The sequence below is a fragment of the Kocuria sp. LUK genome, from assembly GCF_021012935.1.
Lineage (GTDB): Bacteria > Actinomycetota > Actinomycetes > Actinomycetales > Micrococcaceae > Kocuria > Kocuria flava.
Map to the genome: position 1 here is coordinate 105894 of NZ_JAJMZI010000005.1, position 22759 is coordinate 128652.

Here is a 22759-nt window from a genome sequence, read left to right on the forward strand (position 1 = left end):
CTCAGCGGCCCCCCGCCTGCTCGAACGTCGCCCACAGCCCGAACCCGTGCAGCGCCGCGGTGTGGGTCTCCGCCTCCTCGAGGGAGCCGCTGGCGACGACGGAGCGGCCGCTGTGGTGGACCTCCAGCATCAGCGCCCGGGCCCGCTCCTCCGGGTAGCCGAAGTAGGAGCGGAACACCCAGGTGACGTAGCTCATGAGGTTCACCGGGTCGTCCCACACCACCACGTTCCAGGGCAGGTCGGGGGCGAGCCCGGTGGTCCCCTCGGTCTCGGTGCCCGGCAGGACGGTGGCCGCGGCGGCGGCGGGCGCCCGGAGGACGGGGGCGGGCGGGGTGCGGAGCTCAGGCATGGTGGTCCCATCGTAGCCACAACGGGCGGGGCGGGCACCGGGCGTGGCTAGAGTGGTCCCCGTGAACCAGCGCACCCACGCGTGGGCCCCGCCGCCCACGGCCCTGATGACCGACCACTACGAGCTGACCATGCTCCAGGCCGCCCTGCACTCGGGCACCGCCCACCGCCGGAGCGTGTTCGAGGTCTTCGCCCGCCGCCTGCCCGCCGGTCGCCGCTACGGGGTCGTCGCGGGCACGGGCCGGCTGCTGGAGGGGCTGTCCTCCTTCCGCTTCGGCGACGAGCAGCTGCGCTTCCTGGCCGGCACGGGTGTGGTCAACGACGCCACCCTGGGCTTCCTCGCCGACTTCCGCTTCACGGGCTCGATCTCCGGCTACGCCGAGGGCGAGGCCTACTTCCCGCACTCCCCCCTGCTCGTGGTCGAGGCCACGTTCGCGGAGGCCTGCGTGCTGGAGACCTACTTCCTGTCGGTGCTCAACTACGACAGCGCGGTCGCCTCCGCCGCCTCCCGCATGGTCGGGGCCGCCGCCGGGCGGCCCTGCATCGAGATGGGCTCGCGCCGGGCGCACGAGGAGGCCGCGGTCGCGGCGGCGCGGGCGGCCGTGATCGGCGGCTTCGACTCGACCTCGAACCTCGAGGCGGGGCTGCGCTACGGACTGCGCACCGTGGGCACGGCCGCGCACTCCTTCACGCTGCTGCACGACTCCGAGGAGGACGCCTTCCGCGCCCAGCTGCAGTCGATGGGCCTCGGCACGACGCTGCTCGTGGACACCTACGACGTCGAGACCGCCGTGCGCCGGGCCGTGGAGCTGGCCGGGCCCGAGCTGGGCGGGGTGCGCCTGGACTCGGGCGACCTGGTCGCCCAGGCCGCCTGGGTGCGCGAGCTGCTCGACTCCCTGGGCAACCACCGCACGCGCATCACGGTCACCTCGGACCTCGACGAGTACGCGATCGCCTCGCTCAACGCCGCCCCCGTCGACGCGTTCGGCGTGGGCACCCGGGTCGTGACGGGCTCGGGCGCCCCGACGTCGTCGATGGTCTACAAGCTCGTGGCGCGCGAGGACGGCTCCGGGCGGCTGCGCCCGGTCGCGAAGGCCGCGAAGGGCAAGGCCTCGGTGGGCGGGCGCAAGCACGCCCTGCGCCGCCGCGACGAGCACGGGCGCGCCACCCACGAGCTGGTCGGCATCGGGGCCATGCCCGAGGACGACGGCGACGACCGGCCGCTGCTGCAGGAGTTCGTGCGCGACGGCGAGCTGCTCGAGGGCTGGACCGGCCCGGAGGGCGTCGTGCGCGCGCGGGAGCGCCACGCGGCCTCCGTCGCGGAGCTGCCCCCGGCGGCCTGCCGGCTCAGCGAGGGCGAGCCCGTCCTGCCCACCGTCCTCGGCCCCGGCGCGGGGGCCTGAGCGACCCCGCCGCACCAGCACCGCACAGAGGAGGAACGCCATGAGGACCGCACTGATCGTCGTCGACGTGCAGAACGACTTCTGCGAGGGTGGCTCCCTGCCCGTCGAGGGCGGGGCCGAGGTCGCCGCCGCGATCTCCGAGCACCTCGAGGACCACCACCCCGACTACGCCGCCGTGGCCGCCACGCAGGACTGGCACGTGGACCCCGGGGAGCACTTCTCGCAGACGCCGGACTTCGTGCGCTCGTGGCCCGTGCACTGCGTGGCCGGGACCCGCGGGGCCCAGCCGCACCCGGACCTGGACACCGACTGGATCGGGGCGTGGTTCCGCAAGGGCGAGCACGCCGCCGCGTACTCGGGCTTCGAGGGCCTGCTCGCCCCCGACGCCGACGTGCCGATGGGCGACGACGAGGACGTCGAGGAGGAGGACGTCAGCCTCGACGACTGGCTGCGGGAGCAGGAGATCGAGGCGGTGGAGATCGTGGGCCTGGCCACGGACCACTGCGTGCGCGCCACCGCCCTCGACGCCGTCGAGGCCGGCTACGAGACCCGGGTGCTCGTGGGCCTCACCGCGGGCGTGGCCCCGGGGACCACGGAGCGTGCCCTCGAGGAGCTCGCCGCGGCCGGCGTGGAGCTCGTCGGCCCCTGAGCGATCCCCCGCGCGGCCCGCACCACCCGTCCCGGCCGCGCCCGGGCGGGCGGCTCACTTGCGCCCGATGAACCAGTCCTGCAGCTTCTGCACGCGCGCCTGCAGCTGGGCCTCGTTGGCCTGGGCCACGGGCGGGCCCCCGCACACGCGGCGCAGCTCGTTGTGGACGACCCCGTGCGGGGTCCCGGTCCGGGACGCCCAGGCCGAGACGTTCTTGGACAGCGTCGCGCGCAGCTCCTTGAGCCGGCGGTGGTCCGGGACGGCCGGCTCCGGGGCGGCGGGACCCCGGGCGGAGCGGCGCCGCGCGTGCTCGCGCTGGCGCTCGCGCAGCAGCTCGGAGACCTGGTCGGCGTCGAGCAGCCCGGGGATGCCGAGGAAGTCGGCCTCCTCCTCGGAGCCCACCGCGACCCCGCCGCCGAAGGCGCCGCCGTCGAAGAGCACCCCGTGGAAGGAGGCGTCCGAGCCGATCGCCTCGAAGCGGCCCTGGGCCAGGGACGCGGAGGCCTTCTCCTCCCGGTTGGCGGCCTCGAGCAGGTCGTCGTCCCAGCCCTCCTCCGTGAGGTCGGCCGGCAGCCCCTCCGGCTCGGCGGCGGGGCGGTCGAGGGCGTGGTCCCGCTCGGCCTCCATCTCGTTGGCCAGGCCCATGAGGGCGGGCACCGAGGGCAGGAAGACGGAGGCCGTCTCCCCGCGCCTGCGGGCGCGCACGAAGCGGCCCACCGCCTGGGCGAAGAACAGCGGGGTCGAGGTCGAGGTCGCGTAGACGCCCACGGCCAGGCGCGGGACGTCGACGCCCTCGGAGACCATCCGCACGGCGACCATCCACCGGTCCTCGCCCGCGGCGAACTCGTCGATCTTGTCCGAGGCGGCCTTGTCGTCGGAGAGCACCACGGTGGGGCTCGAGCCCGTGATCCGCCGCAGCTGCGCGGCGTAGGCCTTGGCGTCCTGGTGGTCGGTCGCGATGACCAGGGCCCCCGCGTCCGGGACGGTGCGGCGCACCTCGGTCAGCCGCTGGTCGGCGGCCTGCAGGACGGAGGGGATCCACTGCCCCTCCGGGTCCAGCGCGGTGCGCCAGGCCTGGGCGGTGATGTCCTTCGTGAAGCCCTCCCCCAGCTCGGCGGCCATCTCCTCGCCCGCGCTCGTGCGCCAGCGCATCTGCCCGGAGTAGGCCAGGAAGATCACCGGGCGCACCACGTGGTCCTTGAGCGCGTCGCCGTAGCCGTAGGTGTAGTCGGAGGTCGAGCGGCGGACCCCGTCGGCGTCCTCCCGGTAGCGCACGAACGGGATCGGCGCGGTGTCGGAGCGGAACGGGGTGCCGGTGAGCGCGAGCCGGCGCACCGCCGGGTCGAACGCCTCCCGCAGCCCGTCGCCCCAGGTCAGGGAGTCCCCGGCGTGGTGGATCTCGTCCATGATCACGAGCGTGCGCCCGGCCTCGGTGCGGGCCCGGTGCAGCAGCGGCTTCATCGCGACCTGCGAGTACGTCACGGCCGCGCCCACGTAGTCGCGACCGTGGGAGCCGTCCGCGTTCTTGAAGCTCGGGTCGATGGCCAGCCCCACCCGGGCGGCGGCGTCCGCCCACTGGCGCTTGAGGTGGTCGGTGGGGGTCACCACGGTGATCCGGTTGACGGTGCCCCGGTCGAAGAGCTCCTTCGCGACCCGCAGCGCGAAGGTGGTCTTGCCGGCCCCGGGGGTCGCCACGGCCATGAAGTCCCGGGGCTGGGTGTCGAAGTAGCGCTGGAGGGCCTCGGCCTGCCAGGCGCGCAGCTTCGGGGCGGTGCCCCACGCGGCGCGGTCGGGGTAGGCCGGGGGCAGGTCGGCGGCGGCGGTGCCGCCGAACAGGGACAGCTGGTCGTCGTGGGACACGCTGCGACGTCCTCTCGCTCGTTCGTCGTCGCGCGGCGGGGCCGCGCGCTGGGGGCCGGTGCGGGGGTTCCGGGAGGGGCCCGGCGCGGGGGTCCCGGCGCAAGGTTCCCGGCGCAAGGTTCCCGGCGCAAGGTTCCCGGCGCAAGGTTCCCGGCGCCGGGGACCCGGGTCCGGGAGCGCCGGGGGGGGCAGGCCGGGGGCGGTGCGGGCGGCCCCGGGGCGGCGCCGTCGGACGGGGCCGCCGGACGGGACCCGCGGGGCCGCAGCGCCGGGGGCCACGCAAAAGCGCCCGCCGGCGGCGGGCGCTTCGGCGGGCGGACCCGGCTCAGCCCTCGTCGTCGTCCTTGCCGGGGCGCAGGCCCTCGTAGATCTCCTTGCAGGTGGGGCAGACCGGGAAGCGGCTCGGGTCGCGCCCGGGCAGCCAGACCTTGCCGCACAGCGCGATCACGGGCTCGCCCGAGAGGGCGGACTCCATGATCTTCTCCTTGCGCACGTAGTGCGCGAACCGCTCGTGGTCCCCGGGCTCCTGCAGCTCCCGGGTCTCCTCGCGCTCGATGGTCGAGGTGCCGCCCGCGGGACGTGCCGGATCGGTGCCGTAGGGGCTGTCGTCCAGCCCGCTGGTCGGGGTGCCGGTGGTCGACGCTGGGATGAGGTCCATGCGGGCCAGTTTACCCCCGCCCGGCGCCGGCCCGCGCCGGACCCGGCGTCCCGGTGCCGCGGCTCAGCGGAACTGCGCGACCTCCTGCAGCAGCTCCGGGGCGCGCCGGTCGTACCAGCGCCCGCCGAGGACGATCCCGCCCCAGCACAGCAGCGGCCCCAGGACGGCGCCCACGGCGAGCGCGGCCCAGCCCCACGCGGGCTCGCCGGTGTAGACCTGCACGAGGACCGGGACGGCCGCGGGCAGCACCAGCACGACGATCAGGCCCAGGGCCACGAACTGGACGAGCACGTTGAGCACCGTGAAGCCCTGCGGGGTCTTGAACGGCGACTGCCCGGGGGCGGCCACGGGGTAGGTGTAGCGGGCCGACATCACCGAGGACAGCCCCGCCCCGCCGAGCAGCGCCAGCAGCGTGGTCCCGGCCAGGCCGGGCAGCAGCTCCCACCGGCCCTGGAGGGCGAAGGGCAGCAGCAGCCCGAACGCGGACAGCGGCACGGCGATCACCAGCAGCGCGAGCACCCGCCCGGCGCGGTCGTCGCGCCCGCGCACGCCGGTGAGCAGGTGCAGGCAGACCGCGGTGTTGTCGAAGGAGACGTCCCCCGAGATCTGGTAGGCGAGCAGGGCCGCGAACATCGGTCCGAGGGCGTAGAAGAGGAACCCGGCGCCGGTCTGGGCGCTGGAGAACCACACGACCGCGGCGATGGCGGGCACGACGACGAGGGCCCCGGAGTAGCGGGGGTCGCGGACCCAGTAGACCAGGCAGCGGGCGGCCACCGCCGCCCAGGCACGCTCGGGCACCCGGTCCAGCAGGCCGGCCCCGGACCCGGCGCGCCCGGCGGCGGTGCGCTCGGTCACCACGGAGGTCAGGGCGCGCTGCTGCACGGCCCGCCACGCGAGCACGAGGGCGGCGACGGTGAGCGCCGTGAGCCCGGCGCGCAGTCCCGCGTCGGCCCAGCGCCCGGCGGCGGCGTCGGCGGGCACGGCCCACACGGCGCCGACCGGGGTCCAGGCGAGCACCCCGGCCCACTGCGGCAGCCGGTCCCAGACCTGCTCGAGCCCGCTCATCAGCCCGGAGAACACCGGGCCCAGCAGGACCAGGCCCAGCAGCGCGGCCAGGGACAGCGCCTCGGTGACCCGGCGGCGCCGGCCCAGCCCCACGGCCAGGGCGGTCACGCAGCGGGAGCCCGCGACGAGCAGGGCCAGGGCGAGGGGCAGGCACAGCAGCGCGGCGGCGAGCGCGGCGGGCGAGGAGCGCCAGGAGGCCGTCGCGGCGAGCAGCGCCACGACGGTCAGCACCCCGGGTACCCCGACGAGGGCGCCCAGGGCCTGGCCCCACTGGACCTGGCCGGTGCTCAGCGGGAACAGGGCCAGCCGGGCCGGGTCCAGGGTCGCGTCGGCGCGGGAGGAGAGCACGGGGACCAGCCACCAGGCGGCCACGAGCGCGGAGCCGGCCAGCACGAGCACCGTGCGCACGAGCTCGGCGGGCTGTCCGCCCAGCACGACCAGACCGACCACGACCGTGCCGAGCAGGAACAGGAAGTAGGCGGCGCCGAGGACCGTGCCCACGAGCACCCACGTGCTGCGGGTCATGGTGTTGACGAGGATGCGGGCCTTGAGCCCGACCAGGCGCAGCGCCGGCCGGCTCCCGGCCGCGGGGCCGGGCTCCGGCACGGGGGCGGGGGCGGGGGCGGGGCTCACTCCGGGCGCAGCCACGACAGCCCCTCTCCCCCGTCGGCGCGCCCGCCGACGAGGTCCACGAAGCGGTCCTCGAGGGAGGCCCCGGCCCGGACCTCGTCGACGGTGCCGGCGGCGAGCACCCGGCCGCGGTCGAGCACGGCCACGTGGTCGCACATCCGCTGGACGAGGTCCATGACGTGGCTGGAGACGACGACGGTCCCGCCGCCGTCGACGAACCCGTGCAGGATCGCGCGGATGTTGGCGGCCGAGACGGGGTCCACCGACTCGAACGGCTCGTCGAGCACGAGCAGGCTCGGGGCGTGGATCAGCGCACCGGCCAGGGCGATCTTCTTGGTCATGCCCGCGGAGTAGTCCTGCACCTGGGTGCCGGCGTCGCCGAGGAGGTCCATGGCCCGCAGCAGGTCCTCGGTGCGCTCGGCCACGGTCGCCCGGTCCATCCCGCGCAGCAGCCCGGAGTAGGTGACGAGCTGGCGGCCGGTGAGGCGGTCGAACAGGTGCACCCCGTCCGGGAGCACGCCCATCAGCTGCTTGGCCCGCCGCGGCTCCCGCCACACGTCCGCCCCGGCGACCCGCACCGTGCCGGCGGTCGGGCGCAGCAGCCCGGTGGCCATCGACAGCAGGGTCGTCTTGCCCGCCCCGTTGCGGCCGACGAGGCCGAAGAAGGAGCCGCGGGGGACGTCGAGGTCGACCCGGTCCACGGCGGTCTTGGCCGAGGGGTCGCCGGGCCGGCCGAAGACCCGCACGAGCCCGCGCACGGACAGCGCGGGGGTCCCCCCGGGCCGGTCCGGGGGCGGCGGGCCCTGCTGGGGCAGGGGCGGGGTGCGGTCCGGGGACGGCGGCGCGGGAGAGCTCATGGGGCCAGCCTAGGCAGGGACGCGGGCCGGGACATCCGGCGCGCGGGGGATCCCGGGCCCGCCGCGCGGGCGGGACCGGGGGCGGTCTCCGCCCCGGGGCGGAGACCGCCCGGCCGCGGCGCCGGGGCTCAGAACAGGGCGCGCATCAGGGCGCCGCGGGCGGCGACCACCCGGGGGTCCTCGCCGCCGACGACGTCGAAGAGCTCCAGGAGGCGGCGGCGGACGGTGTCGCGGTCCTGCCCGGCGGTGCGGCGCACGAGCTCCAGCAGCCGGCGGAACGCGTCCTCGACGTGCCCGCCGGAGACGTCGAGGTCGGCCACGCGCAGCTGGGCGTCGACGTCGTCCGGGGCGGCGGCGGCCTCGGCGCGCACGGCGGCGGCGTCCAGCGGCATCACGCGCTGGAGCAGGTGCACCTGGGCCAGGGCGAGCTTCGCCTCCCGGTCCCCGGGGTTCTCGGCGATGGCCCGGCGGTAGGCGGCCTCGGCCCCCTCGAGGTCGCCCGCCTCGAGGGCGTCCACGGCCTCCTGGTGCAGGGGCGGCAGCGGCGCCGGCTCGTCGTCGGCGCGCACGGGCTCGACCGTGCCGGTGATCCCGTTCTGCTCGGCCAGGGCCAGCAGCTCGTCGAGGTACTGCGCGGCCTGCTCGGCCGGCACGGTGGTGTTGAACAGCGGCACGGGCCGGCCCCCGAGCAGCGCCACGACCGTGGGCACCGACTGCGCCTGGAACATCTGGGCGATCTCCGGGGCGGCCTCGGCGTCCACCGAGGCCAGCAGGATCCGGCCGCGGTGGCGGTCGACGAGCTCGGCGAGGGTGTCGGTGAAGGCCACCGACTGCTCGGAGAAGCGGGCCCAGAGGGCGAAGACGACCGGCACCTGCGCCGAGAGCTGGGCGAGCTCCTGGACCTCGGCGGCGGTCACCTCCCGCCGGTACCCGCCCGGTGCGGCGTCCTGGCCCGCGCCCTGCCCGGCGGCGGGGGGCGCGGTCGCCGCCCCCAGGTCCACGGCGCCGCGGACCGAGGCGGGCAGCGGGGCCTGCTGCTGCGGAGCGGTGCCGGCGGGGCGGGGCTGCTGGTGCTGGAACTCGTTCACGTCGAAAACGTCCTCTCGCGGGGTGTGCGGTCGTCGGGGCGCCGGCGCGGGCGCGGGTCCGGCCTCGATTATCGGTCCCCGCGCCCCGGGGCGACCACCGGGGCGGGCCCGTGTCCGCTCCCGGCGTGACGCGGCGTCCCCGGGCGGGCCTCCCGCGCGGGTCCGGCACCCCGGGCCGGGATGCCCGGCGCGCGGGCCCGGCGGCGGGCGGGCTCAGCGGCGGGTGCGCCAGCAGCGCTCGTGCCAGTGGCGCCGGTCCTCGAACGCGGCCCGGGCCCCGAGCAGGGAGTCCTGCTGCCAGACGACGAGGTGGGCGGTGCCGGGGCGGATGGTGCGGCCGCAGCCGGGGCACGTGTAGTCCTTCACGGCGTTGGCGGGGCGGACGTGGCGGACCGTCCAGTCCCCGTCGGCGGCCCGTTCGACGACGGGGGCGGGCTCGAGGACCCGCTCGACCGACCACGGCTCCCGGCCGGCGGCCCGCTGCCACTTGGACGACCGGGCACCGCCGGGCGGCCCGCCGGAGCGGCGGGACCGGGAGGAGCGGTTGGAGCGCGGCACGGTCCGGATTCTCTCACACGCCCGCCCCGCCCCGGGGCGGGCGCCCGCCGTCGGGACCACCGCCGCTCCCCCGCTAGGCTGGTGCCCGTGCGTCTCGTCATTGCCGATTGCTCCGTCGACTACGAAGGGCGTCTGCGCGCCCACCTGCCCGCCGCCCGCCGCCTGCTGGTCGTGAAGGCCGACGGCTCGGTGCTCGTCCACTCGGACGGCGGCAGCTACAAGCCGCTGAACTGGATGAGCCCCCCGGCCCGCCTGCACGTGGCCCCGCCGGCGCCCGAGCTGGCCGCGGAGGGGGTGGTCGAGACCTGGACGGTGCAGGCCGCCAAGAGCGACGACCGGCTCGTCATCCAGGTCTTCGCCGTGCACGAGGACGTCTCCCACGAGCTCGGGGCCGACCCGGGGCTGGTCAAGGACGGCGTCGAGGCGGACCTGCAGCGCCTGCTCGCCGAGCAGCTGGAGCTGCTGGGCCCCGGCCACACCCTCGTGCGCCGGGAGTACCCCACGGCAATCGGGCCCGTGGACATCCTCGCCCGTGCGGCCGACGGGGCGACGGTCGCGGTCGAGCTCAAGCGCCGCGGCGACATCGACGGCGTCGAGCAGCTCACCCGCTACCTGGAGCTGCTCAACCGCGACCCCCTGCTGGCCCCCGTGCGCGGGGTCTACGCGGCGCAGCTGATCCGCCCGCAGGCCCGGGTGCTCGCCGAGGACCGGGGCATCACGTGCGTCACCCTCGACTACGACGCCATGCGCGGGGTCGACGACAGCGCCTCACGGCTGTTCTGAGCCCGGCCCGTGCGCCCGTTCCCCGCGACGGCGGGGCGGATCTGTTGACCGCCCCCCGGGGATGTGTGAAGCTGAACGCGTTCTGAGTTCCATGTACCGCATGCTCGCAGAACGGGTAAAGCGAGCGTGACGTTCGACCTGGACCCGGACCCCCGACCCCGGCACGACCGGGGACGGACCCGACCGGCGCGCATCTCGTGACACCGCCCTGGTGCACATCCCCGTGCACCTTTCTTCACCCCAGTCTCGCAAGGAGAGATCTTCCATGGCCCAGGGCACCGTCAAGTGGTTCAACGCCGAGAAGGGCTTCGGCTTCATCACCCCCGACGACTCCGACTCGGACGTCTTCGTCCACTACTCGGAGATCCAGTCGGGCGGCTTCCGCACCCTCGAGGAGAACCAGCGCGTCGAGTTCGAGATCGGCCAGGGCCAGAAGGGCCCGCAGGCCACCGGTGTGACCGTCATCTGAGCGGTCCCGCCCGTACCGGCGACGGAAGGGCCCCCACCCGCACGGGTGGGGGCCCTTCCCCCGTCCCGGGCGAGGACGCCGGGGACGCGTCCCGGCAGGCGCTTCAGGGTCCGCCCGCGATGCGCCGCTCGACGGCGGCGCCGGCGGCCGCCAGCTGCTCCACGAAGTGCTCGTAGCCGCGGTCGACGTGGCCCACCCCGTGCACCTCGGTCTCCCCCTCGGCGGCCATGCCCGCGATCACGAGGGCCGCCCCGGCGCGGATGTCCTTGGCCTCCACCGGCGCCCCGGACAGCAGCGGCACCCCGGTCACCAGGGCGTGGTGGCCGTCCAGGCGCACCCCCGCGCCGAGGCGCTCGAGCTCCGCCGTGAAGCCCCAGCGGGCCTCGAAGACGTTCTCCGTGACCATCCCGGAGCCCTCCGCGACGGCGTTGAGGGCCACCACGAACGGCTGCAGGTCGGTCGGGAACCCGGGGTAGGGCAGGGTCGAGACGTTCACCGCCCGGGGCCGTTCGGGACCGGCCACCACGAGGCGGCCGTCGCCGGTGTCGACCCGGCAGCCGGCGGCGCGCAGCTTGTCCAGCACGACCGTCAGGTGGTCGGGCTCGGCGCCGAGGATCTCCACGGTGCCGCCGGTCACCGCGGCGGCGAACGCCCAGGTGCCGGCCACGATCCGGTCGGGCACGGTGCGGTGCTCGACCGGGTGCAGGGCCGCCACCCCGTGCACCGTGACGGTGCTGGTGCCCAGACCCTCGATCCGGGCGCCCATGCCCTGGAGCATCCGCCCGATGTCGACGATCTCGGGCTCACGGGCCGCGTTGTCCACCACGGTGGTGCCCTCGGCCAGGGTCGCGGCCATCATGAGGTTCTCGGTGGCCCCGACCGAGGGGTAGTCCAGCCGGAACGTCGTCCCCCGCAGCGTCTCCGGGACGGAGGCGACGAGGTAGCCGTGCTCGATCTGCAGGACGGCGCCCATGGCCTCGAGCCCGGCGCGGTGCATGTCGAGCCCGCGGGCGCCGATGGCGTCGCCGCCGGGCAGCGCGACCTCCGCGGTGCGGCAGCGGGCGACCAGCGGCCCCAGCACGGAGATGGACGCGCGCATGGCCCGGACGAGGTCGTAGTCGGCCTGGTGGTGCAGCCGGGCGGGGACGTCGATGCGCACGGTGCGCTCGGCCCGGTCGTAGGCGACCCCGCAGCCCAGCCGGCGCAGCAGCTCGGCCATGATGACGACGTCGTGGATCTCGGGCACGTTGCCGATCGTCGTCTCGCCCTCGGCCAGCAGCGCGGCGGCCATGAGCTTGAGCACGCTGTTCTTCGCCCCGGACACGCGCAGCGTCCCGTGCACGGCGGTGGGCCCGTGCACGACGATCTTGTCTTCCATCAGCACTCCTGCAACGTCGTCGGCCCGGGGCACCGGGCCCCGGGCACGGACGCGGCCTCCGCACCGGTGGTGCGGAGGCCGCGTCGGGTCGGGCGACCGGGCTCGGCCCGGCCGCGGCGGTCCTGGCTCAGGCCGCGGCGCCCTCGAACTCCACGCTGTCGGCCACGATCGTCACGCGGTCGTTGTCGACGGTGACGAACCCGGCGTCGATGGTGCCCTCGAGGCGCTGGCCGTCGACCGGGTCCACGGCGAAGGCACCGGGCTTGAGCAGCCCCGCGACGGCCTCGTGGCCGGGCAGGATCCCGATGTCGCCCTCGGAGGTGCGCACGCGCACCATCCGGGCGGCGCCGGCCCAGATCGAGCGGTCCAGGGAGACGACTTCGACGATCATCTCAGCCACGACTACTTGCCACCGGTCCGGGACTTGATCTCGTCCCACTGGCGCATGACGTCGTCCAGGCCGCCGACGTTGTAGAACGCCTGCTCGGGCACGTGGTCGAACTCGCCGTCGCAGATCTTCCCGAAGGCCTCGATGGTCTCGGCGATCGGCACGGTGGAGCCCTCCACGCCGGTGAACTGCTTGGCCGTGTAGGTGTTCTGCGACAGGAACTGCTCGATGCGCCGGGCGCGGGAGACGACGACCTTCTGCTCCTCGGAGAGCTCCTCGACGCCCAGGATCGCGATGATGTCCTGCAGCTCCTTGTTCTCCTGCAGGATCGACTTCACGCGCACGGCCACGTCGTAGTGCTGCTGGCCGACGATCTGCGGGTCGAGGATGCGGGAGGTGGAGGTCAGCGGGTCGATCGCCGGGTACAGGCCGCGGGAGGCGATCTCGCGGGAGAGCTCCGTGGTCGCGTCCAGGTGGGCGAAGGTGGTCGCCGGCGCCGGGTCGGTGTAGTCGTCCGCGGGGACGTAGATCGCCTGCATGGAGGTGATCGAGTGGCCCCGGGTCGAGGTGATCCGCTCCTGGAGCACGCCCATCTCGTCGGCGAGGTTGGGCTGGTAGCCCACCGCCGAGGGCATGCGGCCCAGCAGGGTCGAGACCTCGGAGCCGGCCTGGGTGAACCGGAAGATGTTGTCGATGAACAGCAGCACGTCCTGGTTCTGCACGTCGCGGAAGTACTCCGCCATCGTCAGGCCGGTCAGGGCCACGCGCAGACGCGTTCCCGGCGGCTCGTCCATCTGGCCGAAGACGAGCGCGGTGTCCTTGAGGACGCCCGCCTCCTCCATCTCCACCCACAGGTCGTTGCCCTCGCGGGTGCGCTCGCCGACGCCGGCGAACACGGAGGTGCCGCCGAAGTTGCGGGCCACGCGGGTGATCATCTCCTGGATGAGCACCGTCTTGCCCACGCCGGCGCCGCCGAACAGGCCGATCTTCCCGCCCTTGATGTAGGGGGTGAGGAGGTCGATCGACTTGATGCCGGTCTCCATCATCTCCGTGGCGCCCTCGAGCTCCGCGAAGGACGGGGCCTTGCGGTGGATCGGCCAGCGCTCGGTGATCTCCAGGGAGGCCGTCTCCACGTCGAGGGCCTCGCCCAGGACGTTGAAGATGTGGCCCTTGACCACGTCGCCCACGGGCACGGAGATCGGGGCGCCGGTGTCGACGACCGCGGCGCCGCGGACCAGGCCGTCGGTCAGCTGCAGGGAGATCGCGCGGACCATGTTGTTGCCGAGGTGCTGGGCGGTCTCGAAGGTGATCTTCTTCGTCTCGCCGTTGAGCTCGTACTCGGCGGTCAGGGCGTTGTAGACGTCCGGGACGGAGTGCTCCGGGAACTCGATGTCCGCGACCGGGCCGATGACGCGCGCGACGCGGCCGGTGGCGCCGCCCGCGACCGGCTGCCCGGCCTGTTCGCTGATGGTGGCAGTCATTTCTCTCACTTCACTGATTGCGGTGGGTGGTTGCTGGATCGCCGGGGCGGGGTCACTCGAGGGCCGCGGCGCCGCTCACGATCTCGGTGAGCTCGGTGGTGATCGCGGCCTGACGGGCGTTGTTCATCAGGCGCGTGTACTTCTTGATCAGCTCGTCCGCGTTGTCGCCGGCCGCCTTCATCGCCCGCTGACGGGCGGCGAGCTCGCTGGTGGCCGCGTTGGCCAGGCACGCGTAGAGGCGGGCGTCGATGTAGCGCGGGAGCACCGCGTCGAGGAACTCCTCAGGGTTCGGCTCGAACTCGAAGGTGCTCGAGGGCTCCTCCAGCTCGTCGAAGTCCTTGGCCACGTCGTCGGTGAGCGCGTTGGCGTCCACGACCTCCAGCGGCAGCAGGCGCAGCACGCGCGGCTCCTGGACGACCATCGAGCGGAAGACCGTGTAGACCACGTGGATCTCGTCGACGCCGCCCTGCTCGTAGGGGGTCTCGAGGTCCTCGACCAGCACGCGGCGCAGCTCGCGGGCCCGGTCCGCCTGGGCGTTGTCCGTGTCCCCGGTCCAGTTGCGCTCGTAGCCGCGGCGGCGGAAGTCGAAGTACGCCTGCGCCTTGCGGCCGACCAGGTAGACCTTGACCTCCTTGCCCTCGCTGCGGAGCAGCTCCATGAGCGACTCCGCCTCCTTGAGCACGTTGGAGGAGTACGACCCGGCCAGGCCCCGGTCCGAGGTCATGATCACCACGGCGGAGCGCCGGGCGTCCTCGACCTTCGTCGTCAGGACATGGGAGACGTTGTGCTGGCCGGCCACCTGCGAGACGGCGCGGGTGAGCGCGTTCGCGTACGGCCGCGCGGCGTCCACGCGCTGACGGGACTTGTTGATGCGCGAGGTCGCGATCATCTCCATGGCCTTGAAGATCTTCTTCATGGACTTGGTCGACGCGATCTTGTTCCGGTAGACCCGGATCTGCGCTCCCATGTGACTTCCTTTCGTCACCGAGGCCGGTGCGCCGCTGCGGGCGGCGCACCGGTCGGACGGCTACTTCTTGACGATCCGTTCCTGGTCGACCTCGGAGGCGTCGAGGGGCTGGTGCTCCTCGTGGCCGGCCTCGATCCCGTGCTTGGTCCCGCGGAAGTCCCGCTTGACCTCGCCGACGGCGGTCTCGAGGGCCGCGACGGCGTCGTCCTCGAGCTTGCCGGTGGCGACGATCGAGTCCATGACGTTCGTGGTGCGGCGCACGTGGTCGAGCAGGGCCCGCTCGAAGTCCTGCACGTCGGCGACCTCGACCTCGTCCAGGTGGCCGTTGGTGCCGGCCCAGATCGAGACGACCTGGTCCTCCACGGCGTACGGGGTGTACTGCTTCTGCTTGAGCAGCTCCATCAGGCGCGCGCCGCGGGTCAGCTGCTGGCGGGAGGCGGCGTCCAGGTCGGAGGCGAACATCGCGAACGCCTCCATGGACCGGTAGGAGGCCAGCTCGAGCTTCAGCGTGCCGGAGACCTTCTTCATCGCCTTGATCTGGGCGGCGCCGCCCACGCGGGAGACGGACACGCCCACGTCCACGGCGGGACGCTGGTTGGCGTTGAACAGGTCCGACTGCAGGAAGATCTGCCCGTCGGTGATGGAGATGACGTTGGTGGGGATGAAGGCGGAGACGTCGTTGGCCTTCGTCTCGACCAGGGGCAGGCCCGTCATCGACCCGGCGCCGAGCTCGTCCGAGAGCTTGGCGCAGCGCTCGAGCAGGCGGGAGTGCAGGTAGAAGACATCGCCCGGGTAGGCCTCGCGCCCCGGCGGGCGGCGCAGGAGCAGGGACACGGCACGGTAGGCCTCGGCCTGCTTGGACAGGTCGTCGAAGACGATCAGGACGTGCTTGCCGCCGTACATCCAGTGCTGGCCGATGGCCGAGCCGGTGTAGGGGGCGAGGTACTTCAGGCCCGCGGACTCGGAGGCGGGGGCGGCCACGATCGTGGTGTACTCCAGGGCGCCGTTGTCCTCGAGGGTCTGGCGCACGCCGGCGATCGTCGAGGCCTTCTGGCCGACCGCCACGTAGATGCAGCGCACCTGCTTGGAGACGTCGCCGGACTCCCAGTTGGCGCGCTGGTTGAGGATCGCGTCGACGGCCAGGGCGGTCTTGCCGGTCTGGCGGTCGCCGATGATCAGCTGGCGCTGGCCGCGCCCGATCGGGATCATCGCGTCGATGGCCTTGATGCCGGTCTGCAGCGGCTCGTGCACCGACTTGCGCATGGTCACGCCGGGGGCCTGCAGCTCGAGGGCGCGGCGGCCCTCGGCCTCGATGGGGCCGAGGTCGTCGATGGGCTGGCCGAGGGTGTCGACCACGCGGCCGAGGTAGGCGTCGCCGACCGGCACGGAGAGGACCTCCCCGGTGCGGTGCACCTCCTGGCCCTCCTCGATCCCGCGGAAGTCGCCGAGGACGACGACGCCGATGTCGCGCACGTCCAGGTTCTGGGCGAGGCCCAGGGTGCCGTTCTCGAAGCGCAGCAGCTCGTTGGCCATGACCGAGGGCAGGCCCTCGACGCGGGCGATGCCGTCGGCGGCGCTGCTGACCCGGCCGACCTCGACTCGTTCTGCGGCGCCGGGCTCGTAGGACGCGGCGAACTCGCTCAGCGCGCTGCGCACCTCGTCGGCGTTGATGGTGACTTCGGACATGTCCTGTCCCTGCTCTCCTAGTTCGTGATCACTGCCGCGGCGGTGACCGTGAGTCCATTCTGTGGCGTCGGCGCGGTGGGCCGCCGCCGGCCGGCGCGGCCGGGCCGCCCCGCGAAGGGGTCAGGCCCGGATGCGCTGGCGCAGCTCGTCGATGCGGGTGGCGACGCTGCCGTCGATGACCTCCTCGCCGACCTGGACCCGCAGCCCGCCGATGAGGGCGGGGTCGATCTCCTCGGTCAGCTTCAGGTCCTTGCCGTACAGCACGTTGAGCTGGTGCTGCAGGCGGGCGCGCTGCTCCTGGGTCAGCGGGCGGGGAGTGCTCACCCGGGCGATCCACCGCTCGCGGCGGGCGGCGACCTCCTCGGCGAAGCGCTCCACGAGCCGCCCGACCAGGGCGCCGCGGGGCGAGAGCACCGCCTGCTCGATGAGCAGGTCGGCCTCCTCCGAGACGCCGGGGGCCAGGCGGCGGGCCAGGCGCGTCCTCGCCTCGGTGGACGCGCGGGGGTCGCCGAGGGCGGTCTGCGCCTCGGGCGAGCCGTCGAGCACGCCCTTGAAGGCGATCAGCTCGTCCACCAGCCGCTCCAGTCCTTCCACGCCGGCGCGGTTCTCCGCGGCGGCCGCCGTGAGGGCGACCCCGGCGTGCTCGAGGGCGTCGCCGATCCCGCGGTCGTCGCTCCAGCGGCGCTCCGCCAGGGCGGCGACGACCTCCACGGCCTCCGGGGAGACCTTGCCGGTGAACAGGCGGCGGATGACCTGCACCCGCGCCTCCCCCGGGTAGGAGGGATCGGTCAGGGAGCGCCGCAGCGCCCCGTTCTCGTCCAGGACGGCCAGCACGCCGAAGACCTCACGGGCGAGCGCGGGACGGGCGGAGCCCGCCCAGCGCTCGACCGCGGCGGCCGACTGGGCGCGGGGGTCGTTGCTCGTCGCCGCCATTATCGCGCCGCACCCGCGTTGCGCTGCTGGTCGGCCTCGAGGTCCGCGAGGAAGCGGTCCACCACGCGGTTGGCGCGCGCGTCGTCGTCGAGGGTCTCCCCCACGATCTTCGACGCGAGCTGCGTGGCGAGCACCCCGACCTCGTTGCGCAGCGACACGACGGCCGCCGAGCGCTCGGCCTCGATGGTGCGGTGGGCGTTCTCCGTGATCCGCGCCGACTCGGCGTTGGCCCGGTCCTTGAAGTCCGCGAGGATCTTCTCGCCCTCGGTGCGGGCCTCCTCGCGGATCTTCTGGGCCTCCAGGCGAGCGCTCTCCAGCTGCTGGTTGTACTCGTCCCGCGCGGCGGCGGCCTCGGCCTGCGCGGCCTTGGCCTTGGCGAGACCGCCCTCGATGGCCTCCGTGCGCTCCTGGTAGACGCGCTCGAAGGCCGGGACGACGAACTTGACGACGAGGAAGAGCAGGATCAGGAACCCGATGAGGGTGATCGCCATCTCCCACACGTTGGGGAAGAGGGGGTTCGCCCCCTCCTCGGCTGCCAGCACCAGTGTCATGTTCGCGATTCCTGTTCTCTCGGAAGGACTAGTAACGGGGGCGCCACTCAGGCAATGAACGCGAGCACGAACCCGAGGATCGCGAGCGCCTCGACCACGGCGAAGCCGAAGAACAGCATGGGCTGCAGGACGCGCTGGGACTCGGGCTGACGGGCGACGGACTGCATGTACGCGGCGAAGATCAGACCCACGCCGATGCCGCCGCCGATGGCGGCCAGACCGTAACCGATGGCGCTGAGCGAACCAGTCATGAGGGGTGTTTCCTTTCTAGGTGCCCGGGTCGGGCGTCGTAGCCGGGATTCGGCTCTGGACAGTTCGGGGAGGTTCGTCGCACCGGCCGGGGCCGGTGCCCGCGGGTCAGTGGCCCTCTTGCAGGGCGCCCTGGACGTAGACCGCGAAGAGCAGGGTGAAGATGTAGGCCTGGAGGACCTGGATGAGAATCTCCAGGAAGTAGATGAAGATGCCCAGCACCGTGGAGCCCACGGAGACCACGCTCAGCAGCCCGCCGTTGGTGAGGAGGAAGGCGGTCATCGAGGCGGCGACCATGAGGGCGAGGTGGCCGGCGAACATCGTCGCGAACACACGCAGCGCGTGGGTGACCGGGCGGATGATCAGGTTCGAGAGGAACTCGATCGGGATGAGGAAGACGTAGAGGGCCTTCGGGACGTCCGGCGGCATGGTCATCTTGCCCATGAACCCGCCGAGGCCGTGGCGCTTGATGCCCATGAACACCCAGGTGACGTAGGCGATGCCCGCGAGGACGTAGGCGGAGCCGGCGTGGGAGAGGGTCGGCAGCTGCAGCACGGGGATCGAGCCGAAGAGGTTGTTCACGAGGATGAAGAAGAAGAACGTGAACAGCAGCGGGATGTAGGGGCGGAACTCCTTCTCGCCGATGATGTCCCGGCCGAGGTGGTTGCGCACGAAGCCGTAGCCGGCCTCGCCGAGGTACTGGGCCTTGGAGGGGACCAGCGCGCGGTGGCGGATGGCCCACATGAAGAAGCCCGCGATCAGCACGACCGACAGGAGGATCAGCAGCATCTGCTTGCCGAACTCGAAGGTTCCCAGCTCGAAGAACGGAGGAAGGTGCATCTCGTCGACGGTCGGAGCGGTGAACCCTCCGGTCGCGGGGAGCCTCAGGGCGGCGTTCAATGCGGGTCCTTTCTGCAGTGCTCTGGCCGGGTGTCACGGTCGGGGCGCCGAGTCCGGGCCGGACTGGTGCGGGTGGTGAGGATCAGCTCCGCCGGAGGTCTTGTCGCGCCGGAGCGCCGCCTGCATGTGGAGGTACACGACGTAGATCCCGGAGGCGGCGCCGATGCTCGCTCCCAGGACCACGATCCACCGGGTTCCCAGCACGCGATCCGCACCCCACCCTACCAAACTCCAGAACCCGATCCCGATCACCACGTAGGCGAGTGTCGCCAGGGCCCCGGCGGCTCCGCCGCCCTCCACGAGCTGCCCGGCGGTGCGCAGCCCGCGCCCCGTCCGTGGGCTCTCCCCCGTCCGGCCGGGGGCGCCGTCCGGGCCGCCGCCGGGCACGGGGGTGCGGCGCGGGGGCCCGGCGGCCGGGTCCCCGGGGATGCGCTCCCCGGGGTCGCGCCCGGGGTCGTCGCCGGGTCCGCGGCCGGGGTCCTGGGGGTGGGTCACGGGCTCGCTCCCTCGGGGTCGGGGTCGGGGTCGGGTCCGGTCCCGGCGGGCCGGGCGGCGGTGCGGGCCGCGCCGGCCCGCCGGTGCCAGCGGGCGGCCAGCGCGGCCGCCGCGGCGAGCCAGCCGACGACGCCGGCGGCCGCGCCCGCGCCGAACCACGGGCGCTCGAGGGCCTCCGGCGCCGGGACGGTGAGCAGCACCCAGCCCAGGACGAGGACCTTCAGGACGTAGGTGGCGGCCAGCGCGGGGGCCGCGACGGGGGTCGCCGCCCGGGCGGTGAGGGCGGTCACGGCGAGGGTGAGGGCGGCGACGGCCGCCACCAGCCCGGCCCCGGCCAGGGCGCTGAGCAGGGCCGCGCTCATGCGCGGGCGCCCCGGCCGCGGCGGGCCCGCGCCGTGCGGGCCAGGAGCTCGGGCAGGGTCAGGTAGACGGCGAGCACGGCGAGGGCGAAGGCCCCGGCGAGCACGGTCGTGGTGGTGCCCCCGCGCAGGCCCAGCAGGGAGGCGGCCGAGACGAGCACGGTGGCCCCGGCGACCACGAGGGCGGAGCCCAGGTGGCTGAGCCCGGTGTCGGTGAGCCGCTGGTAGACGTGGCGGCGGTGGGGGCGCCACCAGACCTCGCCGGCGCGCACGCGGCGCAGCAGGGTCACGGTGGTGTCCGCGACGTAGACGGCCAGCGGGGGCAGGAGGTACTCGACGTAGACGCCCGAGAGGAACGCGGCCACCGCGATGCCGGCGAGCGAGCCGCCGAGCAGGTAGGAGCCGACGTCGCCGAGGAAGACGGTGCCCCGCCCGAGGTTCCACGGCAGGAACCCCGCGAAGCCCCCGGCCACGGCCAGCCCGGCGGCGGTCATCCAGGTGAGGTCGTTGGAGGCCCCCGCCCACGCGTAGAGCAGCCCGGCGGTGAGCCCGTGCAGCCCGGAGATCCCGTTGATCCCGTCCATGAAGTTGGCCATGTTGACGTACGCGGCGACCGCGAGGGTGCCCACCGGCAGCCACCACACGGAGGTGCCCAGCACGGCGGTGAGCACCGCGGTCGCGGCCAGCCCGAGCCCGAGCTGGGCGGCGAGGCGGGCCCGCACGGACAGCCCCCGGTAGTCCTCGGCCCAGCCCAGCGCCGCGGCGAGCCCGGCGACGGCCAGGACCACGAGCGCCACGGAGCGGTCGACCTCCACGGTGCCCGTGAGCAGGGCCAGGCCGTAGGCGGCCAGGACCGCGGCGGCCACGGCCAGGCCCATCCCCCGCAGCACCTCGTGCTGGTGGGAGGAGCGCTCCCCGGGGATGTCCACGACACCCCAGCGGGCCAGCAGCGGGCGCACGGCGAAGGGCAGCAGGAGCCCGAGCACGAGCGCGGGCAGGCCCACGCCCAGCACGAGCTGGCCGAGCAGCAGCAGCTCCTGCGGGTCGGGCGGGGCCCCGGGGTCGGTGAGGTCGGGGCCCGCGGCGGGCAGCAGCGCGGCCGCGGCGTGCACGGCGGCGCTCACGACGCGCTCCCCGAGGAGCTGCGGGGCCGCTGCACGGAGGTGGGCGGGGGCTGCGTCGAGGCGCGCACCACGGGGATCGTGCCCGTGTAGACCATCCCGCCGCGCACCTTCCAGGTGTGCCGGTCGAGCTGGGCGGGGTCGAGCCGGTCGGCGCGGGCGTGGGAGATCTTCGGGTGGAAGGGCCGCTCGTCCTGCTCGCCGAGCCCGATCAGGTCCTCGTGCAGCTTCTCGCCGGGGCGCAGCCCGGTGATCTCGATCTCGACGTCCTCGCGCCCGCTCATCACCCGCAGCCGCTCGGCGATGTCCATGATGCGCACGGGCTCGCCCATGTCGAGGATCAGCACCTCGCCGCCGCGGGCGATCGCCCCGGCCTGGACGACGAGCTGGCAGGCCTCGGGGATGGTCATGAAGTAGCGGGTGGCCTCGGGGTCCGTGACGGTGATGGGCCCGCCCTGGCGGATCTGCTCGGTGAACAGCGGCAGCATGGAGCCGCGGGAGCCGAAGACGTTGCCGAAGCGCACGGACGCGTAGCGGCGCCCGGTGCGGTCCGCCATCCAGGCGGTGAGCTTCTCGGCGACCCGCTTGGAGTGGCCCAGGGCCGTGGTGGGGTTGGCGGCCTTGTCGGTGGAGATGTTCACGAACACCTCCACGCCGGCGCGCTCGGCGGCGCGCAGCACGTTGAGGGTCCCCAGCACGTTGGTCTTCCAGGCCTCGTCCGGGTACTGCTCGAGCAGCGAGACGTGCTTGAGGGCGGCGGCGTGGAAGACCACGTGGGGGCGGCGCCGCTCCAGGACGGCGGTGAGGGTCTCGGGGTCGCGGATGTCGGCGAGCACGGTGTCCTCGCCGTCGAGCAGCCCGCGGCCGGTGATGGAGATCTGCGTGGCCTGCAGGGCGGACTCGTCGCGGTCGAGCATGATCAGCTCCGCCGGCTCGAAGCCCACGAGCTGGCGGCACAGCTCCGAGCCGATGGACCCGCCGGCGCCGGTGACGAGCACCCGCCGGCCGCGGACGTAGCCGGCGATCTCCTCGACGTCGATGTCCACCGGACGGCGCCCGATGAGGTCCTCCATGCTGATGTCGCGGAAGTCCACGGCCCGGTTGCGGTTGGCGAGGACCTCCCCCAGCGGGGGCATGGTCACCACGCGCGCGCCGGTGCCGGCGACCGCGTCCGACACCCGCCGCATGATCTGCGGGTCCGGGGTGGACATCGCCACGATCAGCACCGAGGCGCGCGTCTGGGCGAGCACCTCGCGGGCGTCGTGCAGGGTGCCCAGGACGGGCACGGAGGAGATCCGCAGGTGCTTCTTGGCGGGGTCGTCGTCGAGCAGCGCCACGGGCAGGAACTCGGAGCGGGGGTCCTGCATCATGCGCTGGACCAGGAACGTGCCGAGCCGCCCGGCGCCGTAGACGACGACCTGCTGGGCGGCGGCCCCCGGGCGGGCGGAGGCCTCCTGGTACATCCGCTTCAGGTAGCGGAAGGCGGCCATGAACAGGCACGCGAACGGGAAGGCGATCAGGGCGGTGGAGCGCGGGATGCCGATGGCCGTGCCGACCACGAGCAGCAGCACCTGCAGCACCGCGGTGACGATGAGGGTCACGACGACGAGCAGCTTGGCCTCGTCGAAGCTGCCGAAGGAGTAGCGGCCCTTGTAGAGGGCGAAGGAGAAGCCGACGACGAGCTGGGCGGCGACGGCGACCGCCGAGACCACCAGCAGCCCGGGCACCGAGATGAACTGGAGGTTCATCTCGTAGCGCAGCACGAGGGCCAGCACGAGGGCGACCGCCCACGCGGCCGAGTCGAGCAGCATCTGGATCCACAGCCACGCCGCGGGCCGGTCGGTCACCGCGGGGGGCGCGGGTCGCTCGGGCTCACCACTCAT

At 74.0% G+C, this 22759-nt stretch carries 24 protein-coding genes; 4 read left to right on the forward strand and 20 right to left on the reverse strand.

Translation table 11 applies throughout. From position 1 onward, the window contains the following. Position 1 precedes the first annotated feature (1 nt). A complete protein-coding gene (gene clpS / locus LQU92_RS10470) occupies positions 2 to 349 on the reverse strand; it encodes an ATP-dependent Clp protease adapter ClpS (RefSeq protein WP_101852079.1) in 348 nt (115 codons plus the stop codon). 52 nt (positions 350 to 401) lie between these two features. Here clpS and LQU92_RS10475 point away from each other — a divergent pair, with 52 nt between their 5' ends. Then, positions 402 to 1751: a nicotinate phosphoribosyltransferase gene (locus tag LQU92_RS10475; RefSeq protein WP_372490426.1), complete on the forward strand. Its 1350-nt coding sequence runs from the start codon at positions 402 to 404 to the stop codon at positions 1749 to 1751. A gap of 40 nt (positions 1752 to 1791) precedes the next feature. Continuing rightward, on the forward strand, positions 1792 to 2400 hold the full coding sequence (locus tag LQU92_RS10480; protein WP_101852077.1) for an isochorismatase family protein: 609 nt from the start codon (positions 1792 to 1794) through the stop codon (positions 2398 to 2400). Positions 2401 to 2454: 54 nt separating this feature from the next. Here LQU92_RS10480 and LQU92_RS10485 read toward each other — a convergent pair whose 3' ends face one another. The 6 genes from LQU92_RS10485 to LQU92_RS10510 form a co-directional block, all read right to left on the reverse strand. Further along, on the reverse strand, positions 2455 to 4260 hold the full coding sequence (locus tag LQU92_RS10485) for a DEAD/DEAH box helicase (RefSeq protein WP_230780545.1): 1806 nt from the start codon (positions 4258 to 4260) through the stop codon (positions 2455 to 2457). Positions 4261 to 4585: 325 nt separating this feature from the next. After that, positions 4586 to 4918 (reverse strand): DUF3039 domain-containing protein, encoded by a 333-nt coding sequence (locus tag LQU92_RS10490; protein WP_101852075.1) that lies wholly within the window; start codon positions 4916 to 4918, stop codon positions 4586 to 4588. A 63-nt stretch (positions 4919 to 4981) separates the two neighbouring features. Continuing rightward, complete coding sequence (locus tag LQU92_RS10495) at positions 4982 to 6631, reverse strand: hypothetical protein (protein ID WP_230780548.1); 1650 nt, start codon at positions 6629 to 6631, stop codon at positions 4982 to 4984. After that, a complete protein-coding gene (locus LQU92_RS10500; RefSeq protein WP_230780551.1) occupies positions 6613 to 7470 on the reverse strand; it encodes an ABC transporter ATP-binding protein in 858 nt (285 codons plus the stop codon). Before LQU92_RS10500 ends, LQU92_RS10495 begins: the two co-directional genes overlap by 19 nt. Positions 7471 to 7598: 128 nt before the next feature. Then, the gene (locus LQU92_RS10505; protein ID WP_230780554.1) at positions 7599 to 8558 is read right to left on the reverse strand and encodes a tetratricopeptide repeat protein; all 960 of its coding nucleotides are present in this window, start codon (positions 8556 to 8558) and stop codon (positions 7599 to 7601) included. Positions 8559 to 8771: 213 nt separating this feature from the next. Then, the gene (locus LQU92_RS10510; RefSeq protein WP_101852073.1) at positions 8772 to 9116 is read right to left on the reverse strand and encodes an ATP/GTP-binding protein; all 345 of its coding nucleotides are present in this window, start codon (positions 9114 to 9116) and stop codon (positions 8772 to 8774) included. A gap of 87 nt (positions 9117 to 9203) precedes the next feature. Between LQU92_RS10510 and nucS the strand changes: the two genes are divergently transcribed. After that, on the forward strand, positions 9204 to 9899 hold the full coding sequence (nucS, locus tag LQU92_RS10515; RefSeq protein WP_058859926.1) for an endonuclease NucS: 696 nt from the start codon (positions 9204 to 9206) through the stop codon (positions 9897 to 9899). Between the two features lie 265 nt (positions 9900 to 10164). Then, the gene (locus LQU92_RS10520) at positions 10165 to 10368 is read left to right on the forward strand and encodes a cold-shock protein (protein ID WP_058859157.1); all 204 of its coding nucleotides are present in this window, start codon (positions 10165 to 10167) and stop codon (positions 10366 to 10368) included. A 103-nt stretch (positions 10369 to 10471) separates the two neighbouring features. Here the strand turns inward: LQU92_RS10520 and murA are convergent, their stop codons facing one another. From murA to LQU92_RS10585, 13 genes are all read right to left on the reverse strand, one after another. Continuing rightward, positions 10472 to 11746 carry a UDP-N-acetylglucosamine 1-carboxyvinyltransferase gene (gene murA / locus LQU92_RS10525; RefSeq protein ID WP_101852072.1) on the reverse strand — a complete coding sequence of 425 codons (1275 nt, stop codon included), beginning with the start codon at positions 11744 to 11746 and terminating at the stop codon, positions 10472 to 10474. 127 nt (positions 11747 to 11873) lie between these two features. Further along, the gene (locus tag LQU92_RS10530) at positions 11874 to 12146 is read right to left on the reverse strand and encodes a F0F1 ATP synthase subunit epsilon (protein WP_101852071.1); all 273 of its coding nucleotides are present in this window, start codon (positions 12144 to 12146) and stop codon (positions 11874 to 11876) included. Between the two features lie 2 nt (positions 12147 to 12148). Continuing rightward, complete coding sequence (atpD, locus tag LQU92_RS10535; protein ID WP_230780557.1) at positions 12149 to 13615, reverse strand: F0F1 ATP synthase subunit beta; 1467 nt, start codon at positions 13613 to 13615, stop codon at positions 12149 to 12151. 52 nt (positions 13616 to 13667) lie between these two features. Further along, a complete protein-coding gene (locus tag LQU92_RS10540) occupies positions 13668 to 14582 on the reverse strand; it encodes a F0F1 ATP synthase subunit gamma (RefSeq protein WP_058859160.1) in 915 nt (304 codons plus the stop codon). 60 nt (positions 14583 to 14642) lie between these two features. Beyond that, a complete protein-coding gene (gene atpA / locus LQU92_RS10545; RefSeq protein WP_101852069.1) occupies positions 14643 to 16268 on the reverse strand; it encodes a F0F1 ATP synthase subunit alpha in 1626 nt (541 codons plus the stop codon). A 120-nt stretch (positions 16269 to 16388) separates the two neighbouring features. After that, the gene (locus LQU92_RS10550; protein ID WP_230780559.1) at positions 16389 to 17201 is read right to left on the reverse strand and encodes a F0F1 ATP synthase subunit delta; all 813 of its coding nucleotides are present in this window, start codon (positions 17199 to 17201) and stop codon (positions 16389 to 16391) included. Beyond that, a complete protein-coding gene (locus tag LQU92_RS10555; RefSeq protein WP_058859163.1) occupies positions 17201 to 17752 on the reverse strand; it encodes a F0F1 ATP synthase subunit B in 552 nt (183 codons plus the stop codon). Before LQU92_RS10555 ends, LQU92_RS10550 begins: the two co-directional genes overlap by 1 nt. Before the next feature lie 47 nt (positions 17753 to 17799). Next, a complete protein-coding gene (gene atpE / locus LQU92_RS10560) occupies positions 17800 to 18003 on the reverse strand; it encodes an ATP synthase F0 subunit C (RefSeq protein WP_017833261.1) in 204 nt (67 codons plus the stop codon). 106 nt (positions 18004 to 18109) lie between these two features. Then, positions 18110 to 18901 (reverse strand): F0F1 ATP synthase subunit A, encoded by a 792-nt coding sequence (gene atpB, locus LQU92_RS10565; RefSeq protein WP_230780562.1) that lies wholly within the window; start codon positions 18899 to 18901, stop codon positions 18110 to 18112. A gap of 33 nt (positions 18902 to 18934) precedes the next feature. Then, positions 18935 to 19396, reverse strand: a complete 462-nt coding sequence (locus LQU92_RS10570; RefSeq protein ID WP_230780564.1) for an AtpZ/AtpI family protein — start codon at positions 19394 to 19396, stop codon at positions 18935 to 18937. Continuing rightward, positions 19393 to 19758 carry a hypothetical protein gene (locus LQU92_RS10575; protein ID WP_230780567.1) on the reverse strand — a complete coding sequence of 122 codons (366 nt, stop codon included), beginning with the start codon at positions 19756 to 19758 and terminating at the stop codon, positions 19393 to 19395. Before LQU92_RS10575 ends, LQU92_RS10570 begins: the two co-directional genes overlap by 4 nt. Next, positions 19755 to 20879, reverse strand: a complete 1125-nt coding sequence (locus LQU92_RS10580; RefSeq protein ID WP_230780570.1) for a glycosyltransferase family 4 protein — start codon at positions 20877 to 20879, stop codon at positions 19755 to 19757. Before LQU92_RS10580 ends, LQU92_RS10575 begins: the two co-directional genes overlap by 4 nt. Next, positions 20876 to 22759, reverse strand: coding sequence for a nucleoside-diphosphate sugar epimerase/dehydratase (locus LQU92_RS10585; RefSeq protein WP_101852065.1), 1884 nt, complete (start codon positions 22757 to 22759; stop codon positions 20876 to 20878). The genes LQU92_RS10580 and LQU92_RS10585 overlap by 4 nt, the downstream gene beginning before the upstream one ends.

Bases quoted from the DNA above. Each gene is read 5' to 3' on its own strand.
- LQU92_RS10500 (WP_230780551.1), bottom strand. From the start codon at position 7,470: ATGAGCTCTCCCGCGCCGCCGTCCCCGGACCGCACCCCGCCCCTGCCC.
- clpS (WP_101852079.1), bottom strand. From the start codon at position 349: ATGCCTGAGCTCCGCACCCCGCCCGCCCCCGTCCTCCGGGCGCCCGCC.
- murA (WP_101852072.1), bottom strand. From the start codon at position 11,746: ATGGAAGACAAGATCGTCGTGCACGGGCCCACCGCCGTGCACGGGACG.
- atpA (WP_101852069.1), bottom strand. From the start codon at position 16,268: ATGTCCGAAGTCACCATCAACGCCGACGAGGTGCGCAGCGCGCTGAGC.
- atpD (WP_230780557.1), bottom strand. From the start codon at position 13,615: ATGACTGCCACCATCAGCGAACAGGCCGGGCAGCCGGTCGCGGGCGGC.
- LQU92_RS10520 (WP_058859157.1), top strand. From the start codon at position 10,165: ATGGCCCAGGGCACCGTCAAGTGGTTCAACGCCGAGAAGGGCTTCGGC.
- LQU92_RS10575 (WP_230780567.1), bottom strand. From the start codon at position 19,758: ATGAGCGCGGCCCTGCTCAGCGCCCTGGCCGGGGCCGGGCTGGTGGCG.
- atpE (WP_017833261.1), bottom strand. From the start codon at position 18,003: ATGACTGGTTCGCTCAGCGCCATCGGTTACGGTCTGGCCGCCATCGGC.
- LQU92_RS10550 (WP_230780559.1), bottom strand. From the start codon at position 17,201: ATGGCGGCGACGAGCAACGACCCCCGCGCCCAGTCGGCCGCCGCGGTC.
- LQU92_RS10480 (WP_101852077.1), top strand. From the start codon at position 1,792: ATGAGGACCGCACTGATCGTCGTCGACGTGCAGAACGACTTCTGCGAG.
- LQU92_RS10555 (WP_058859163.1), bottom strand. From the start codon at position 17,752: ATGACACTGGTGCTGGCAGCCGAGGAGGGGGCGAACCCCCTCTTCCCC.
- LQU92_RS10585 (WP_101852065.1), bottom strand. From the start codon at position 22,759: ATGAGTGGTGAGCCCGAGCGACCCGCGCCCCCCGCGGTGACCGACCGG.
- LQU92_RS10540 (WP_058859160.1), bottom strand. From the start codon at position 14,582: ATGGGAGCGCAGATCCGGGTCTACCGGAACAAGATCGCGTCGACCAAG.
- LQU92_RS10490 (WP_101852075.1), bottom strand. From the start codon at position 4,918: ATGGACCTCATCCCAGCGTCGACCACCGGCACCCCGACCAGCGGGCTG.